Source organism: Noviluteimonas lactosilytica (assembly GCF_020866925.1).
Classification (GTDB): domain Bacteria; phylum Pseudomonadota; class Gammaproteobacteria; order Xanthomonadales; family Xanthomonadaceae; genus Noviluteimonas; species Noviluteimonas lactosilytica.
Map to the genome: position 1 here is coordinate 353418 of NZ_JAJGAK010000003.1, position 16145 is coordinate 369562.

The window sequence follows — 16145 nt, forward strand, 5'->3', positions numbered from 1 at the left end:
TTCAGGTTCGTGAAGGTGCCGATCCGCCGGTCTAGGCTCCGTGAAGACCCCCGAATGGGTCAATATTCGTGCCATTCACCGCCTCGCCCGGCCGCCTGCCCCATGCCCCTCGACCGCTTCGCCCCGATCCTGCTCCTGCTGGCTTCCAACGTCTTCATGACCTTCGCCTGGTACGGGCACCTGAAGTACCGCTCGGCCCCGCTGACGCTGGCCATCATCGCGAGCTGGGGCATCGCCTTCTTCGAGTACACCCTGATGGTCCCGGCCAACCGCATGGGCGCCGCGGTCTACTCCGCCCCGCAGCTCAAGGGCATGCAGGAAGTGATCACGCTCGTGGTGTTCGCCGGCTTCTCGGCCTGGTATCTCGGGCAGCCGCTGAAGTGGAACCACTGGGCGGGGTTCGCGTTGATCGCGGTGGCGGCGTGGTTGATCTTTCTGGAGAAGTGATGACGACCACGTTCGTGATCGTTCTGGCCTCTGAGCCGAAATGACTCAACGTATGAATCGCCTCTGGCAAGGCGATGCGCTCAACCCATAGGCTCGTGCTACGCTCACTCCACCTCTCCGGATGCCCATCGTGACTCCGGACCGCAGCGGCCCCTCCGAGGGCCGTTTGCCTTTTTGGGATCCGTCGAATGCGAACGGCCATCTACGTCGACGGATTCAATCTCTATCACTCCGCGCTGGAAGCACGTCCGCAATATCGTTGGCTGGACCTGCATGCGCTTGCTTCGAATGCGCTCGGTGCAGGTCACGAGATTGTTCGAATCCGCTACTTCACTTCCCGCATCAAAGGCGAGGACGGAGACCACGACGGTCCGCAACGACAGGATGCATACACGCGTGCACTCTGCTGCGCATGCCCGAACTTGACCGTCCACTGGGGGCGGTTCGTGCAACGTGAGAAATGGAGGCGCCTCGTCGAACCGATGACGCGATGCTTGTCGCCCGCGCCCACCAAGGTGCTGACATGGCATCGGGAAGAAAAGAGATCCGACGTCAATCTCGCCGACCATCTCCTCAACGATGCTTGGCGCGACGAGTACGACTGCGCCGTGCTGCTATCCGATGACTCGGACCTTGCGGAACCACTGGCGATGGTGCGCGCGATGGGCAAGCAGGTCATCCTGCTGACCCCGATCAATCTCCGGGAGAACGGTGAGCGCGCAGATGCCGGACCTGGTTAGGAATCAGCGCAACGGCAGGCATTACAGACGGCCGTCAACCTGGCGCGTCAGGGATGCCGGACTACGCGGCGCGACCACTCCGCCAGCAGCACGGCCGTCGCCGCGGCGACGTTGAGGCTTTCGACTTTCCCGCTGCCGGGGATCGAGACGCGCGTGTCGCACGCCTGTGCGAGTGCGGGCGACATGCCTTCGCCTTCGGCGCCGAGGACGTAGACGAGGCGTTGCGGGAGGTCCGCTTCGAACAGCGGCGTGCCGTCGCGCACGACGGTCGCGGCCAGCGCGAAACCGGCGCCGCGCAGTTGCGACAGCGCGTTGTCTTCGCGGCCGAGGCGCACGAAGGGCACGGCTTCGGCGCCCCCTTCGGCGACGCGCGCGGCGGCGCCGGACATGGTGAGCGTCGAATGCTTCGGCAACAGGATCGCCGACACGCCGAAGTGCGCGGCCGAACGCAGGATCGCGCCGAGGTTGTGCGGGTTGCCGACGCCATCGAGCCACAACGCGCACACCGGACCCGCGGGCACGTGCTGCAGCCACGTGGTGAGCGTGGCCTGCGGCTCGCGCAGCATGTCGGCGACCACGCCTTCGTGGTGCGCACTGCCGGTCAGGCGTTGCAGGTCGGCTTCGTCTTCGACGACGCGATAGCCGAGGCGATGCGCGACGCACCAGCGCAGCATCGGTTGCAGCTGCGGGATGCGCGATTCGACGAGATACAGCTTGCGTAGCGCATCGGGGCGACGGTGGAACGCGGCGCGCACGGCATTGACGCCGTACAGGCGCAACTCGGTGTCGCGATGTTCGCGCGCGTGGGCGTGTTCGTCGGCGCCGGTTTCATGGTGCGGCGCTTCGTGATGCGGCGCCTCGTTGCGTGGGCGATGCTCGCGCGGCGGGCGCGCGCCGCGCGTCTCGCGCGGTGCGCGTTCGTCCGGCGGGCGTGGACCGCGCTTCGACTTCCACGGCGATTCGCGTTCGCTCACGAGGCCTCCGGCGTGTGGTGGTCGCCCACGGGGCGAACGTTCGTTTCCTGTTCGAGCAGTTCGTGCGCCACCGCTTCGGGCGAGCGCGTGTACGGCGCGAGCAGCGCGTAGAACGCGGGCACGACGAACAGCGACAGCAGCGTCGAGAAGCCAACGCCGAAGATCACGACGATGCCGATCGTCGCGCGGCTCGCCGAGCCGGGGCCGCCCGCGAGTACCAGCGGCACCGCGCCGACCATCGTCGCGATCGACGTCATCAGGATCGGGCGCAGGCGCACGCCCGCCGATTCGACGATCGCCTGGTGCACGTTGCGGCCTTCGTCGCGCAGCTGGTTCGCGAACTCGACGATCAGGATGCCGTTCTTCGCCGCAAGGCCCACGAGCATCACGATGCCGATCTGGCTGAAGAGATTCAGCGTGCCGCCGGTGATCCACAGACCGATCAGCGCGCCGAGCACGCCGAGCGGCACCGTCAGCATGATCACGAACGGATGGATGAAGCTCTCGAACTGCGCGGCGAGCACGAGGTACACGACGAGCAACGCGAGCGCGAACGTGAGCAGCACCGCACCGCCCGCCGCCTGGTATTCGCGCGACTCGCCCTTCCAGTCGATCTGCGCCTGCTCCGGCAATTCTTCCTGCACGACCTGTTCGAGGAACTTGATCGCATCGCCCATGCGGTAGCCGGGCGCCAAGCCCATGTTGATCGTGATCGCGCGCAGGCGGTTGAAGCGGTTGAGGCTGCCCGGCTCGGCGGTGTCCTGCAGGGTGACGAGGTTCGACAGCGGGATGAGCGCACCGTCGCGCGCGCGCACCTGGATGGCCGCGAGGTCGGCGGGCGTCGCGCGACCGGACTTCGTCGCCTGCACGACGACGTCGTATTCCTCGCCGCCGCGCACGAACGTGGTGACGCGGCGCGACCCCATCATCGTTTCGAGCGCATGGCCGATCGACTCGACGCTCACGCCGAGATCCGACGCGCGCTGGCGATCGATCTGCACGCGCATCTGCGGCCGCGTTTCCTTGTAGTCCGAATCCGCGCCGGTCAGGCCCGGGTTCTGTTCGATGCGCTCCAGCAGGCGATCGCGCCACTGCGCGAGTTCCGCGTAGTCCGGGCCGCCGAGCACGATCTGCACCGGCTGCCCGCGCGTGCGCACCAGGCCGCCGCTGACCTGCGTGGCCACGCGCATGCCCGGCATGGTGTCGAGCTTCTTCTTGAGTTCCTGCGCGACGTTGGCGGTCTCTTCGTCGCGCTCCGACCAATCCTTGAGGAACACGCTGAAGCGCGCGGTATGCATCTCTTCGCTCGCGCCGAAACCACCGGGCGCACGCGCATTCGCGCGTTCGATCGGGCCATGGCCGATCTCCGGCGCGATCAGCTTCTCGGCCTGCTGCACCTGCTGCACGGTGTAGTCGTAACCCGCGCCTTCCGGCCCGGTGAGCGTGACCTGGAAGTTGCCGCGATCTTCCGGCGGTGCGAGTTCCGACGGTACGATCTTGAACAGCACGAAGCTCGCCGCGAGCGAGACGAGCATCAACACGCCGAAGTACACCGGACGGTCGACGTTGCCTTCGAGGAAGCGCTTGTAACGCGTGGTGATCCAATCCAGGCGCTTGTTCACCCAGCGATGCACCGGATTGCCCTTCTCTTCCGAGTGCGGGCGCACGAGCTTGGACGACAGCATCGGCGTGAGCGTCAGCGCGACGAACGCGGACAGCGCGACCGCACCGGCGAGCGCGACCGACAACTCGCGGAACAACCGGCCCGTGTTGCCTTCCATGAAGCCGATCGGCAGGAACACCGCGACCAGCACCGCGGTCGTCGCGATCACCGCGAACGCCACCTGGCGCGTGCCGCGCGCGGACGCGACCAGCTTCGGCTCGCCCAGGTCGGCGCGGCGCTGGATGTTCTCCAGCACCACGATCGCATCGTCGACGACCAGGCCGATGCACAACACCAGCGCGAGCAGCGTCAGCAGGTTGATCGAATATCCGAACAGGTACAGCGGCAGGAATGCGGCGATCAGGCACACCGGCACCGTGACCGCCGGGATCAGCGCGGCGCGCACGCTGCCGAGGAACATCCAGATCACGATCAGCACGAGGATGATCGCTTCGGCGAGCGTGTGGTACACGCGTTCGACCGCGGCGTCGATGAAGGTGGTCGAGTCGAAGGCGACGAAGATCTTCGTGCCTTCGGGCAGGGAAGGTCGGATGCGGTCGGCTTCGGCGCGCACGGCGCGCGCGACGTCGAGCGAGTTCGCGGTCGACGTCTTCGCGATGCCGAGACCGATGTTGTTCTCGCCGTTGGAGCGGTAGTAGGCGCGGCGTTCGGCGGAAGCGAGTTCGATCTTCGCGACGTCGCCCAGGCGCACGACGTAGCCATCCGGCCCCTTGCCCAGCGGGATCTGCGCGAAGTCCTCGGGCTTCTGGTACTCGCGGGCGACGCGCAACGTGAAATCGCGTTCGGCCGATTCGATGCGGCCCGCAGGCAGCTCGACGTTCTCTCGCTGCAGCGCGTTTTCCACGTCCTCGACGGTGAGCGCACGCGCGGCGAGTGCGTCGCGGTCGAGCCAGATGCGCATCGCGTAGCGCTGCTGGCCGCCGATGCGCACCTGCGCGACGCCGTCGATGCTCGACAGGCGATCGACGACGTAACGCTCCGCGTAATCGCTGAGCTGCAACGTGTCCATGCCGGACGACGACATGTTGAGCCAGATGATCGGATCCGAATCGCTTTCGACCTTGCTCACCTGCGGCGGATCGGCTTCTTCCGGCAGGCGGTTGGACACGCGGCTGACCGCGCTGCGCACGTCGTTGGCCGCGCCTTCGATGTCGCGCTCGAGGGTGAACTCGATGCTGACCGACGAACGCCCGTTGACGCTGCTGGACTGGATCGTCTCGACGCCTTCGATGCCCGACAGCGCATCTTCGAGCACCTGCGTCACGCGCGTTTCGACGACGCCCGCGGAGGCGCCGGTGTAGTTCACTTCGACCGAGACGATCGGCGGATCGATCGCCGGCAACTCGCGCAGGGTCAGGCGCGTGAACGCCATGACGCCGAGCACGATCAACAGCAGGCTGAGGACGGTCGCGAAGACCGGGCGCTTGATCGACAGGTCGGAGAGCCGCATGTCAGCCCTCCGAAGCCGTCGCCGCCGCCTTCGATTCGGCGATCTTCGAACCCGGGCGCAGCTTGCCGGTGCCGTCGACGACGACGCGGTCGCCTGCGCGCAGGCCCTTCAGGATTTCCGCGCGGCCGTCGGCGCGCGTGCCTACCTGCACGTCGATCTGTTCGACGCTGCCGTCGGGTTTGGCGCGATACACGAACGTGCGCTGGCCCACCTGCACCACCGCGATCTCCGGCAGCTGCAACGCAGTGCGCGTGCTGCGCTGCAGTTCGACGTTCACCAGCATGCCGGGGCGCAGGCTGCAATCGGCGTTCGCGAAGTCGGCACGCACGGTCACCGAACGCGTCGTGGGATCCACGCGCGCATCGATCGTGCTCACGATGCCGGTCAATCGCTTGTCGGGATACGCGGCGGTGCGACCGAGCACTTGCTGGCCCTTCGCGAGTTGCGCGAGCGCGCCTTCGGGCACGGGGAAGTCGACGTACATCTGCGAGATGTCGTCGAGCGTCGCGATCGCCGTGCCCGGCGTCACCAGCGCGCCCGGGCTGACCTGGCGGATGCCGAGCACGCCGGCGAACGGCGCGCGGATCGAACGGTCGCCGAGTTGCGCGCGCACCTGGTTGACCTGCGCCATCGCCTGGTCGCGCATCGCGCGTTGCGTGTCGAGTTGCGAGGTCGCGATGAGTTGCTGGCGCGCGAGTTCCTGCTGGCGCGCGTAGAGCTGCTGCGCTTCCTTCGACGCGGCCTCGGCCTGCGCGAGCGCGGCCTGCTGTTGTTGGCCGCTGAGCGTGACGAGCACGGCGCCTTTGCCCACTTCGTCGCCGCTGTCGAAATGCACCGCCTGCACCGTCTCGCTCACCTTCGCGGTGACGGTAATCGATTCGCGTGCGCGCGCCGTGCCGATCGCGACGATGCTGTCGGCGAACGAACTCGGTTGCAGCACGGTGGTGGTGACGGTCACCGGCGTGTCGCCTCCGCCGCTGCCGCGGTTGGAAGCGGCGGCTTGATCGCGCCCGCAGGCGACGAGGCCGGCGCTGAGCGCGACGAGGGCGAGGAGGCGAAGCGGTCGGGGGGAAAGCGTCATGCGCGGATTCTAGGCCGTTGCGTGCGAGGGTTCGGTTACCAACCCCGCGAAAACGCGCCGCATGGCGCCCCGTTGACCCCGAACGCCCCATGACCAATGACAGTGGCGCGCCCCGGCCGACGGCCTGCACCGGGGCGCTGCTACGTTGTTCCTGTCATTCCCCCGAGAGGCAGACCCATGCGTTACGACAGCATCCTCGACACCATCGGCCACACCCCGGTCGTCCGCCTGCATCGCATCGCGCCGAAGCACGTGACGATGTACGCGAAGGTCGAGTCGTTCAATCCCGGCGGTTCGGTCAAGGATCGGCTCGCGATCGCGATCATCCTCGATGCCGAAGCGAAGGGCCTGCTCAAGCCCGGCGACACCGTCGTCGAAGCGACGTCGGGCAACACCGGCGTCGCGCTGGCGATGGTGTGCGCGGCGCGCGGTTACAAGTTCGTTGCAACGATGGCGGAGACGTTCTCGATCGAGCGCCGCAAGTTGATGCGCGCGTACGGCGCGAAGGTGATCCTGACGCCCGCCGCCGAACGCGGCAGCGGCATGGTGCGACGCGCGGAAGAACTCGCGAAGCAACACGGCTGGTTCCTCGCACGCCAGTTCACCAACCCGGCGAACCCCGCGTATCACCGGCAGACGACCGCGGCGGAAATCCTGCGCGATTTCGCCGGCGATCGCCTCGATCATTTCGTCACCGGCTGGGGCACGGGCGGCACGCTCACCGGCGTGGGCGAAGTACTGCGCGTCGCGCGCCCGGAAGTGAAGATCACCACGTGCGAGCCCACGAGCGCGGCGCTGCTGGCGGGCGCGGAGTTCGTGCCGCACAAGATCCAGGGCTGGACCCCCGACTTCGTGCCGGAAGTGCTCAACCGCGAAGTCGCGGGCACGCTGTTGAAGGTCGACGAGATGGTCGCGCGCGACACCGCACGCAGGCTCGCGGAGGAAGAAGGCATCTTCGTCGGCATTTCCGCGGGCGGCACCGTCGCCGGTGCGCTCGAAGTCGCGAAGCACGCGAAGGAAGGCGAAGTGATCCTGGCGATGCTGCCGGATACGGGCGAACGCTACTTCTCGACGATCCTCTTCGAGGGCGTCAACGAAGGCTCCGACGACGAGTGGCTGGCGGGGCTCTGAGCGCCCGCGCGATCCACTCAGGCGACCAGCGTGCCGCCCTCGACGGCGTGTGGGTCCATGCGCCCGTGGCAGATCGCCATCACGCGCGAACGCATGCGGCGCGGATTGTCGAACGACTGGATGGCGAGCGCCGCCATGCTCATCGCGACGGTGAGGTTCGCGAGCGCGGTCTCGCCGGTCGAGGCGAGCATGCTGGGCGTCAGCGCCGCGGCGACGGTGAGTGCGACCGACACGATGACGTAGGTGCGGATCGCCGACCACGCGTTCTGGTCGAGGCCCTTCGCGTGGAAGCCGCGCCGATACGGCAGGCCCATGATCTTCGAGAGCGCGTCGGCCAGGCGGATTTCGTGGATGGTGCCGGCGGCCTTGATCGCGAACCCGAGCAGCGTCGCGCCGAGGCCGGCCATCGACGCCCACGCGGGAAGATCGGCGCGCGGCAGCGTGACGATCACGCACGCGAGCACGAACAGGATCAGGCCGAGGCGATGCAGGCGGGCCGCACGATCCACCTTTTTCTGCAGGCGGTCGATGTTGCCGAGCGTGACGTGCTTGCTGAGCAGCGGGAACTTCATGACAAGACTACTGACGAGGTGAGCGCGCAAAGGGTTGCAGGCGCGAGGGTCGCAATGCGATCGAAGGCGCGCCGGGCGGCGCGTCACAGGTCGGGAAATCCCCACGTGGCGCGCATTTCACCACGATTTCACGCCATGCTCATGAATGCGACGGAAGCGGCCGTTACAGGGGCACACGCGTGAAAATCGAAGTCATCGAAGGCGACATCACGACGCTCGCGCTCGACGCGATCGTCAACGCCGCCAACCACGCCCTGCTGGGCGGCGGCGGCGTCGACGGCGCGATCCACCGCGCCGCGGGGCCGGGCCTGCTTGAGGAATGCCGCGCGCTGCCCGAGTTCGTCTCCGGCGTGCGCTGCCCCACCGGCGAGGCGCGGATCACGCACGGGCACGCGCTGCCGGCGCGGTTCGTGATCCATACCGTCGGCCCGGTGTGGCACGGCGGTCGCAACGACGAAGCGCGCAAGCTCGCGGCCGCCTACCGGGCCTGCCTCGCGCTCGCGGCCGAACACGACCTCGACTCGATCGCCTTTCCCGCGATCAGCTGCGGCGTGTTCGGCTATCCGATCGAACAGGCGGTGCCGATCGCGGTGCGCACCGTGCGCGAATGGGAAGGCGCGAAACCGTCGCGCGTCGTGTTCTGCTGCTTCGACGGCGGCATGGCGAACCGCTATCGCACGATGCTGGCGCTGCGATGAGCCCTTCGGCGCGCATGCTGCTGCTGGCGAATGTCGCGACGCTCGCCGCCGCGCTGGTGTTCGATTGGCCCGCGGGCTGGCTGCTGTGGCCGTACTGGATGCAGAGCGTGGTGATCGGCTGGTATGCGCGCAAACGCATGTTGTCGCTGCACAACTTCAGCACCAGCGGCTTCACTTCGAACAATCGCGCGGTGCCGGAGGACGAAGCGGGCAAACGTTCGACCGCGAACTTCTTCACCCTGCACTACGGGTTCTTCCACCTCGGCTACTTCGTGTTCTTGTGCGCGCAGCATCCGCTGCACGCGGGCTGGGACCTGATCGTGCTCGCCGCGTGCGGCGTGTCGTTCGTGCTGTCGCAACGCCAGACCTATGCGGCGCAACACGCGGCCGACCTGCGCGGCCGGCCGAACCTCGGCACGCTGATGTTCACGCCGTACCTGCGCGTGATCCCGATGCACCTGGCGATCCTGCTCGGCGCCGCGTTCGGCGCAAGCACAGGCCTGATGGTGTTGTTCACCGCGCTCAAGACACTGAGCGATCTGGGCCTCGACGCGATCGATCGACGCATGGCGGTGCGCGGCGCGGAACGCACGACCGTCGTCGTGGAGTAACAACGCACAACGAAAAACGCCGGCGCGAAGGCCGGCGTGTCTCGCGGGGGTCGGAGTACCTTTTCCACCGGAAAAGGTGCTCTGACCCCTGTTTTTGCTTTCGCCGCTTACGCGACCTTCTTCCACTGACCCAAAGCAGCCAGACCGTTGTCGCGCGCACGCGCGAACACCGTTTCCTGCGCCTTGCCGATGTTCTTCTGCAGGTCCTGCGCCCAGATCTTCAGCGCGGCGGACTGCATCGCGCGGCCGTAGGAGAACGACAGCGGCCACGGGTTCGGGCCCATGCGGTTCATCGCGTCGAGATGCGCGGTCGCGTCTTCGTCGCTCTGGCCGCCGGAGAGGAACACGATGCCCGGCAGGATCGCCGGCACGGCGGACTTCAGGCACATCAGCGTGCTTTCGGCGACTTCGTCGACCGAGGCCTTCTCGCCGCTGTCCTTGCCCGGCACGACCATCGACGCCTTGAGGATGGTGCCTTCGAGCATGACGTTCTGGTTGTACAGCGCGTCGAACAGCGCGCGCAGCGTGACTTCGGTGACCTCGTAGCAGGTCTGGATGTCGTGCGTGCCGTCCATGATCACTTCCGGCTCGACCATCGGCACCAGGCCCGCTTCCTGGCACAGCGCGGCGTAGCGCGCGAGCGCGTGCGCGTTGGCTTCGATGCAGGTGCCCGACGGGATGTCGTCGCCGATGTTGATCACCGCGCGCCACTTCGCGAAGCGGGCGCCGAGCTTGTAGTACTCCTCCAGGCGCGCGCGCAGGCCGTCGAGGCCTTCGGTGACGACTTCACCCGGGAAACCGGCGAGCGGGAACGTGCCCTTGTCGACCTTGATGCCCGGCAGGATGCCGTTGTCCATCATGACCTTGGTGAACGGCACGCCGGCCTTCGTCGACTGGCGAAGGGTTTCGTCGAAGAGGATCGCGCCGGAAATGTGCTCGCCGAGCTTCGGCGTGGTCAGCAGCATCTCGCGGTAGGCGCGACGGTTTTCCTCGGTGTTTTCGACACCAACGCCGGCGAAGCGCTTGCCGATGGTGGCGGTGGATTCGTCGATCGCGATGATGCCCTTGCCCGCGGCCACCATGGCCTGGGCGGTTTCGGCAAGCTGTTCGATGCTCATTTCGGTGCGGACTCGAGGCTCCGGAAGGGTCGTCGATTATAGCGGCCCCTCCGGGTGCCCGTGCCCTCACGGCCGAGCAGCTGCGGCTAGTACGGCGTGCCCGCGATGGCCTGGTGGCGGTCTTCGTTGCGGCGCTGCGCGCGATCGAACAAGTGATCGTTGAGGTCGTAGCGCTCCTGGTACCTGTGCAGGAAGGCGGCCAGGTTGTCGATGTCGCACCGGCCCCGCAGGGCATTGGGCCAGGTGTCGGCGCGCGTCTTCCAGGTCAGCGTGGCGACCGTGAAGACCGGTTGCGGCGCACCGGCTTCGGGGCGTGGCGTGAACTTCCACTGCCGCACCGCGTCGACCCCGGCGCCTGCGAACGCGGCCCAGAAACCGTCGGCGGGTTCGATGCCGCCGGTGTCGCTGTTCCATTGCTGCAGGACGTGGAAGTTCGACGTGCTGCCGTCGGGGTTGATCGTGTAGCCGAGCGCCAGGCAAACATCGCGCCTGGCTTGCGCGAAGCCGTCGGGCCAGGCCGGGAGGGCGAGCTCGCCGTCGAGGGCCCACCGATTGCGGATGGCGCCTTCGTTGGCGATTTGCGCGGATTCCGGCGGTGCGAGGTTCGGGTCGGTCTCGGAAGACGCCTGGACCTGGGCAGCGGCGGGCGTGGCCATCGCGCACAGTGCCGTGGCGAAGGCGAGTGGCAGGAGGGTCATGGCGACCTCCTCGCGTGAGCGGGCACGGGGCCCGGGAAGAGTCATTCCTTGATAACGGCGACCCTGCCGGGCCCCGGCCGCTTCCCCCTGACCGGGGTCCGCGCTCAGGGCTTCATGTTGGGCTGGTTCTTCGGCGTGCCCGCGAAGGTCTGGATGCGGTCGTCGCGACGGCGCATCACGCGCTGGAATTCGTGTTCGTTCAGGCCGTACTCGCGGTCGACGTCGCGCATGAAAACGATGAGATCGTCGATCTTGCACCGCCCGCGCAGCGTGGCCGGGTTGGTGTCCTTGCGCGTCTGCCAGGTCAGCGTGGCGACGGTGAACACGGGCGCGGGCGTCGCGACTTCCGGGCGAGGCTGGAACTTCCATTGACCCACCGCGTCGGCGGCGGCGCTGGCGAAGCCGTTCCAGAATCCGTCGACCGGTTCGAGCCCCTGCGTCTGGCTGTTCCACTGCCGCAGGACGCGAAAGCCGGAAGTCGAACCATCGGGATTGATCTGGTAGCCGAGCGCGAGGCAGACGTCGCGCTGTGCCTGCGCGAAGCCATCGGGGTACACGGGCATGGCGAGCTTCGCCCCGTCGGCGAGCATCCACTTGTCGCGAATCGCGCCTTCGCTGGCGATTTCGACATCCGATGCGTGGTCGACTGCCATCGCGGGACCCGCGATGCAGAGTGCGAGGAACGCGAGCGCGGGAATCCTGGTCATTGCGGTCTCCAGTGACGGGGGATGGCTTGCGCGTCAGCGCGGGCCGGGGGTCAACGCTTGCATTTGCATGCGGTGCGAGCGCGCGCGGTACGTGTGCTCGATCTGTTTGGACACCATCGTGTCGCGGCGATCGAGGTCGCGCATGAACACCGCGAGATCGGTGATGCGGCAGTGCGCGCGCAACTCGCTGGCATCCGCCACGGTCGCGCCGAAGAAGGACAGCGTGGCGACGGTGGTCACCGGTTTCGCACTGGCGACATCGCGCGGCTGGAACCGCCACTGGCCCACCGCGGCTGCGCTGGCGCGCGCGAACTTCAACCAGAACGGACGCATCTCGGTGCGCGAAACCGGTCCGCTCTTCCACGTGCGCAGGACCTTGAAGTCGCCGGTCGTGCCGTCGGGATAAACCGTGTAACGCAACGCGATGCACGCGTCGGGACGTTCGTCGGTGTCGTATTCGGCGGGATAGGCGGGCGCGACGATCTTCGCGCCGGGCGCGACCGTCCAGTCCTTCGCGAGACCGCCTTCGTTGGCGATGTTGTAGTTCGGAAGCCGCTCGGCGCCTGCGCCGGCGGAGAAGCACACGATCGCTGCGGCGACGACGCCGCGAATCCCGTTTGCGTACGACGCCATTCCCTGCTCCTTGCGCATCGGCCGGTCAACGAGCCAATGCGCTTGCCGCCCCTGATCACGGCCATCCCCGGCCGTTGGCGCATCATTTGCCTGCGCGCCATGAACGGCTGCTTACTTTTACGGACCCCGGGAGAAGTCGCTACGCGGCTTCTCCCGGTGACCCCCGGTCACTAGTTACGGGGCGTCCCCGCCGCCCGCCGGATCGCCGCATCGCGCGAGCGGTTGTCGTTGTCGATCTGGTGGTCGTTGATGTTCTTTTTCTTGGTCTTCGCCATGTGGTCGGCGAGGTCCGGGATCTGGCAATGGGCGCGCAGGTCGGCGGCGGTGAGGTCGCGCGTCGCCTGGAAATTCAGCGTGGCCACGGTGAACACCGGCGCAGGCGACGTCACTTCGGGGCGAGGCGAGAACTTCCACTGGCCGACCGCCGCGGCGCCGGCTTTCGCGAAGGCCTCATAGAAGCCCGGCTGCGGTTCCTTTTCCTCGGTGGCGCTGTTCCATTGCTTGAGCACCTGGAAGTTGCTGGTCGTGCCATCGGCGTTGATCGTGTAGCCGAGGGCCATGCACACGTTGCGCATGTCGGGGGCGAACTCGGCGGGATACCCGGGGGCGGCGAGCTTCGCGCCTTCGGCGAGCATCCACTTGTCGCGGATGCCGCCTTCGTTGGCGATCGCCGTGGCGGGTTCGGCGGCGTTGGCGGATACGGCGGCCAACAGCGACAACGCGGCGAGCGCGCGAAGGGAATTGCGGACGAGCATGGGGCGACTCCTGGAAAGCGGAACGGTTCGCGGAACGTGCCGCAGATGCTATCGCTGGCCGAGTCCGCTGTCGCGCAGGTCGAGCTGGGCGAGGATCGCGGGGACGCGGCGGCCCGATGCGCCACGCAGGTCGCGCAGCAGCGCAGTCAGGTTCGCGATCCGGCAATGGTCGCGCAGCGCCGGGGCGCCCGCGGCGCCGCCGAACACGAAGGTGCCGACGGTGTACACCGGCGTCGCCTGCTTCACTTCGGGGCGCGGCTGGAAACGCCACTGCGCGAGCGCATCGCCCGCGGCGCTCGCGAACGCCATCCAGTAGCCGTCGGCGGGTTCGTCGTCGTTGCCCGATGCGCTGTTCCAGGCCTTGAGCAACGTGTAGTCGGACGTCGTGCCGTCGGCCTTCAGCAGATAGCCCACGCTGACGCACACCGCGTCCTTGCGCGGTGCGAACGCCGGCGGATAGACCGGAACGGCGATCGGCACGCCTTCCTTCAACATCCACTTGTCGCGGATGCCGCCTTCCTCGACGACATCGATGTCCTGCCCGGCGAATGCCGGCGCGACGATTCCCAATGCACAAAGCAACACGATGCTCCGCACGTGCATGGCAGGCCTCCTCGGCGAATGCCGCTGGCGAAACCTTCGCCACCGGAATACACCCGCTTCGGGGAGGGAGCAACGGCCGCTGGTCGGCGCTTTCGTACCGGTTCCGTTACCTGAAGGCGCGCCGGCTCAGGCGAGGTCGCCGAGCCCTTCGGCGCGGCCTTCCGGGCCGACCTGCAACAGGCGCAGCGTATTGGTCGCGCCGTGGTGCTCCATGTGGTCGCCGCTGGTGAACATGACGCGGTCGCCGACGTCCAGGATGCCCTGGTCGTGGAGGAGCTTCAGCGCCTGCCGCGCGGCGTCGCGCGACGCCAGGCCGCGGCTGTCGAACTCGACGGGGAACACGTCGCGCATCATCGCCATGCGTCGGCGCGCACCGATGAAGCGCGACAGTCCGTAGATCGGCACGGTCGAGCGGAAACGCGACAGGAAGCGTGCGGTACCGCCGGATTCGGTCATCGCGATGATCGCGCGCACGCCGATGTGTTCGGAGAGGAACATCGACGCCATCGCGATCGCCTGGTCGACGCGTTCGAGGTTGCGCGGCGCCTTCTCGAAATCGGTATCGAACTCGAACTGGCGCTCGGCGCCGACGCAGATGCGCGCCATCGCTTCCACCGCGCGCACGGGATAACTGCCCGCCGCGGTTTCCTGCGAGAGCATCACCGCGTCGGTGCCGTCGATCACCGCGTTGGCGACGTCGAGGACTTCGGCGCGCGTCGGGATCGGGCTGTCGACCATCGACTGCAGCATCTGCGTCGCGGTGATCACCACTTTGTTGCGCAACAGCGATTCGCGGATGATCTTCTTCTGCAGGCCCGGCAGTTCCGCGTCGCCGATTTCCACGCCGAGATCCCCGCGCGCGACCATGACCACGTCGCTCGCGTCGACGATCTCGGCGAGGTTGTCGATCGCCTCGGTGCGTTCGATCTTCGACACCAGCGCGGCATCGCTGCCGGCGGCGCGGGCGATCGCGCGCGCCTCTTCCATGTCGGCGGCGTTGCGGCAGAACGAGACGGCGATGAAGTCGGCGTCGATCTGCGCGGCGATCTTGATGAGCTCGCGATCGCGATCGGTCAGCGCACCGAGGGACAGGCCGCCGCCGAGGCGGTTGAGTCCCTTGCGATCCGACAGCGCGCCATCGTTGAGCACGGTCGTGGCGATGCGGTCGCCTTCGACCGATTCCACCCGCAATTGCATCAGGCCGTCGTCGAGCAGCAACGTGTCGCCGGCGCGCACGTCGTTCGGCAACCCGAGGTAACTGATGCCGACTTCGCGTGCGGTGCCGGGCGGTGCGTCGGCGCGCGCGACGAGATCGAACGGCGCGCCCGCCTTCAACTGCACGCGGCCTTCGGCGAAGCGTTCGATGCGCAGCTTCGGACCCGGCAGGTCGACGAGCAGGCCGACTTCGCGACCGGCGCGCTGCGCGGCTTCGCGCAACGCCTGCGCACGCACGACCTGGCCGGCGGGATCGCCGTGCGAGAAGTTGAGGCGGACGACATCGACCCCCGCCTCCAGCAGTGCGTCGAGCACGCCGGGCGGATCGGTCGCGGGGCCGAGGGTGGCGAGGATGCGGGTGCGGCGGCGGTGCGTGGTCGGAGTCATTAAAGTGTTCTACCACAGCCCCGCGAACCGGCCATGGCATTGCATACGTTTTCCATCGACGACGCGCTCGCGGCACTGCCGGGTTTCCCCGAACTGCGGGGACGACGGACGCGCCTGCGCGGCCCTCGCGAAAGCGACGCCGATGCACTGTTCGCCGTGTTCTCCGACGCGCGGGTGATGCGCTACTGGAGCCGTCCGCCGATGACCTCGCGCGACGAAGCGGCCGGGCTGGTCGCCGAATGCCACGAGCAGTTCGAAGCGCGCACGCACCTGGGCTGGGTGATCACCGCTCGGGACGACGACGAAGCGATCGGCACATGCACCCTGTTCCACTTCGATGCGCGCAATCGCCGCGCCGAAATCGGCTACGCCCTGCGTGCCGATCGCTGGGGCCAGGGGCTCGCGCGGGATGCGGTGTCGCGCGCGATCGCGTGGGCGATCGCGCACCTGGGCCTGCACCGGATCGAGGCCGACATCGATCCGCGCAACGACGCGTCGCGCCGGCTGCTGCACGCCATCGGGTTTCGCACGGAGGGCCTGATGCGCGAACGCTGGATCGTCGGCGGCGACATCGCCGACAGCGAAGTGCTGGGGTTGCTGGCGCAGGACTGGCGCGACGGTTGAGCGTCGCGCCAGCGGTT

General features: G+C 67.7%; 17 protein-coding genes. 6 read left to right on the forward strand and 11 right to left on the reverse strand.

Annotation, left to right across the window (positions count from 1 at the left end):
• Positions 1 to 102: 102 nt before the first annotated feature.
• Both LK996_RS13630 and LK996_RS13635 read left to right on the forward strand, forming a co-directional pair.
• The gene (locus LK996_RS13630; RefSeq protein WP_230527904.1) at positions 103 to 447 is read left to right on the forward strand and encodes a DMT family protein; all 345 of its coding nucleotides are present in this window, start codon (positions 103 to 105) and stop codon (positions 445 to 447) included.
• Positions 448 to 635: 188 nt separating this feature from the next.
• Positions 636 to 1187, forward strand: a complete 552-nt coding sequence (locus LK996_RS13635) for an NYN domain-containing protein (RefSeq protein ID WP_230527905.1) — start codon at positions 636 to 638, stop codon at positions 1185 to 1187.
• Between the two features lie 47 nt (positions 1188 to 1234).
• Here LK996_RS13635 and LK996_RS13640 read toward each other — a convergent pair whose 3' ends face one another.
• From LK996_RS13640 to LK996_RS13650, 3 genes are read right to left on the reverse strand one after another with little or no spacing between them, the layout of a single operon-like run.
• Positions 1235 to 2161: a TrmH family RNA methyltransferase gene (locus LK996_RS13640; RefSeq protein ID WP_230527906.1), complete on the reverse strand. Its 927-nt coding sequence runs from the start codon at positions 2159 to 2161 to the stop codon at positions 1235 to 1237.
• Complete coding sequence (locus LK996_RS13645) at positions 2158 to 5295, reverse strand: efflux RND transporter permease subunit (RefSeq protein WP_230527907.1); 3138 nt, start codon at positions 5293 to 5295, stop codon at positions 2158 to 2160. The genes LK996_RS13640 and LK996_RS13645 overlap by 4 nt, the downstream gene beginning before the upstream one ends.
• Position 5296: 1 nt before the next feature.
• Entirely contained in the window at positions 5297 to 6376 is a 1080-nt protein-coding gene (locus LK996_RS13650; protein ID WP_230527908.1) for an efflux RND transporter periplasmic adaptor subunit, read from the reverse strand.
• A 177-nt stretch (positions 6377 to 6553) separates the two neighbouring features.
• Between LK996_RS13650 and cysK the strand changes: the two genes are divergently transcribed.
• Positions 6554 to 7507, forward strand: coding sequence for a cysteine synthase A (cysK, locus tag LK996_RS13655; RefSeq protein ID WP_230527909.1), 954 nt, complete (start codon positions 6554 to 6556; stop codon positions 7505 to 7507).
• 17 nt (positions 7508 to 7524) lie between these two features.
• Here the strand turns inward: cysK and LK996_RS13660 are convergent, their stop codons facing one another.
• A complete protein-coding gene (locus LK996_RS13660) occupies positions 7525 to 8079 on the reverse strand; it encodes a hypothetical protein (protein ID WP_230527910.1) in 555 nt (184 codons plus the stop codon).
• A 179-nt stretch (positions 8080 to 8258) separates the two neighbouring features.
• Here LK996_RS13660 and LK996_RS13665 point away from each other — a divergent pair, with 179 nt between their 5' ends.
• Positions 8259 to 8777 carry an O-acetyl-ADP-ribose deacetylase gene (locus tag LK996_RS13665; protein WP_230527911.1) on the forward strand — a complete coding sequence of 173 codons (519 nt, stop codon included), beginning with the start codon at positions 8259 to 8261 and terminating at the stop codon, positions 8775 to 8777.
• On the forward strand, positions 8774 to 9388 hold the full coding sequence (locus LK996_RS13670) for a DUF6498-containing protein (protein ID WP_230527912.1): 615 nt from the start codon (positions 8774 to 8776) through the stop codon (positions 9386 to 9388). The genes LK996_RS13665 and LK996_RS13670 overlap by 4 nt, the downstream gene beginning before the upstream one ends.
• A 107-nt stretch (positions 9389 to 9495) precedes the next feature.
• On the opposite strand, the gene LK996_RS13675 is transcribed toward LK996_RS13670, so the two are convergent.
• The 7 genes from LK996_RS13675 to pyk all read right to left on the reverse strand — a co-directional run bounded on the left by LK996_RS13675 (position 9496) and on the right by pyk (position 15504).
• Complete coding sequence (locus LK996_RS13675) at positions 9496 to 10506, reverse strand: class I fructose-bisphosphate aldolase (protein WP_230527913.1); 1011 nt, start codon at positions 10504 to 10506, stop codon at positions 9496 to 9498.
• An 86-nt stretch (positions 10507 to 10592) separates the two neighbouring features.
• Positions 10593 to 11204 (reverse strand): energy transducer TonB, encoded by a 612-nt coding sequence (locus LK996_RS13680; protein WP_230527914.1) that lies wholly within the window; start codon positions 11202 to 11204, stop codon positions 10593 to 10595.
• A 104-nt stretch (positions 11205 to 11308) separates the two neighbouring features.
• A complete protein-coding gene (locus LK996_RS13685; RefSeq protein ID WP_230527915.1) occupies positions 11309 to 11911 on the reverse strand; it encodes an energy transducer TonB in 603 nt (200 codons plus the stop codon).
• A 33-nt stretch (positions 11912 to 11944) separates the two neighbouring features.
• Entirely contained in the window at positions 11945 to 12544 is a 600-nt protein-coding gene (locus LK996_RS13690; protein ID WP_230527916.1) for an energy transducer TonB, read from the reverse strand.
• Positions 12545 to 12714: 170 nt separating this feature from the next.
• Positions 12715 to 13299, reverse strand: coding sequence for a hypothetical protein (locus LK996_RS13695; RefSeq protein ID WP_230527917.1), 585 nt, complete (start codon positions 13297 to 13299; stop codon positions 12715 to 12717).
• A 48-nt stretch (positions 13300 to 13347) separates the two neighbouring features.
• Complete coding sequence (locus LK996_RS13700) at positions 13348 to 13902, reverse strand: energy transducer TonB (RefSeq protein ID WP_230527918.1); 555 nt, start codon at positions 13900 to 13902, stop codon at positions 13348 to 13350.
• A gap of 126 nt (positions 13903 to 14028) precedes the next feature.
• Positions 14029 to 15504, reverse strand: coding sequence for a pyruvate kinase (pyk, locus tag LK996_RS13705; RefSeq protein WP_230527919.1), 1476 nt, complete (start codon positions 15502 to 15504; stop codon positions 14029 to 14031).
• Between the two features lie 33 nt (positions 15505 to 15537).
• Between pyk and LK996_RS13710 the strand changes: the two genes are divergently transcribed.
• Positions 15538 to 16128, forward strand: a complete 591-nt coding sequence (locus LK996_RS13710) for a GNAT family N-acetyltransferase (RefSeq protein WP_230527920.1) — start codon at positions 15538 to 15540, stop codon at positions 16126 to 16128.
• Positions 16129 to 16145 lie beyond the last annotated feature (17 nt).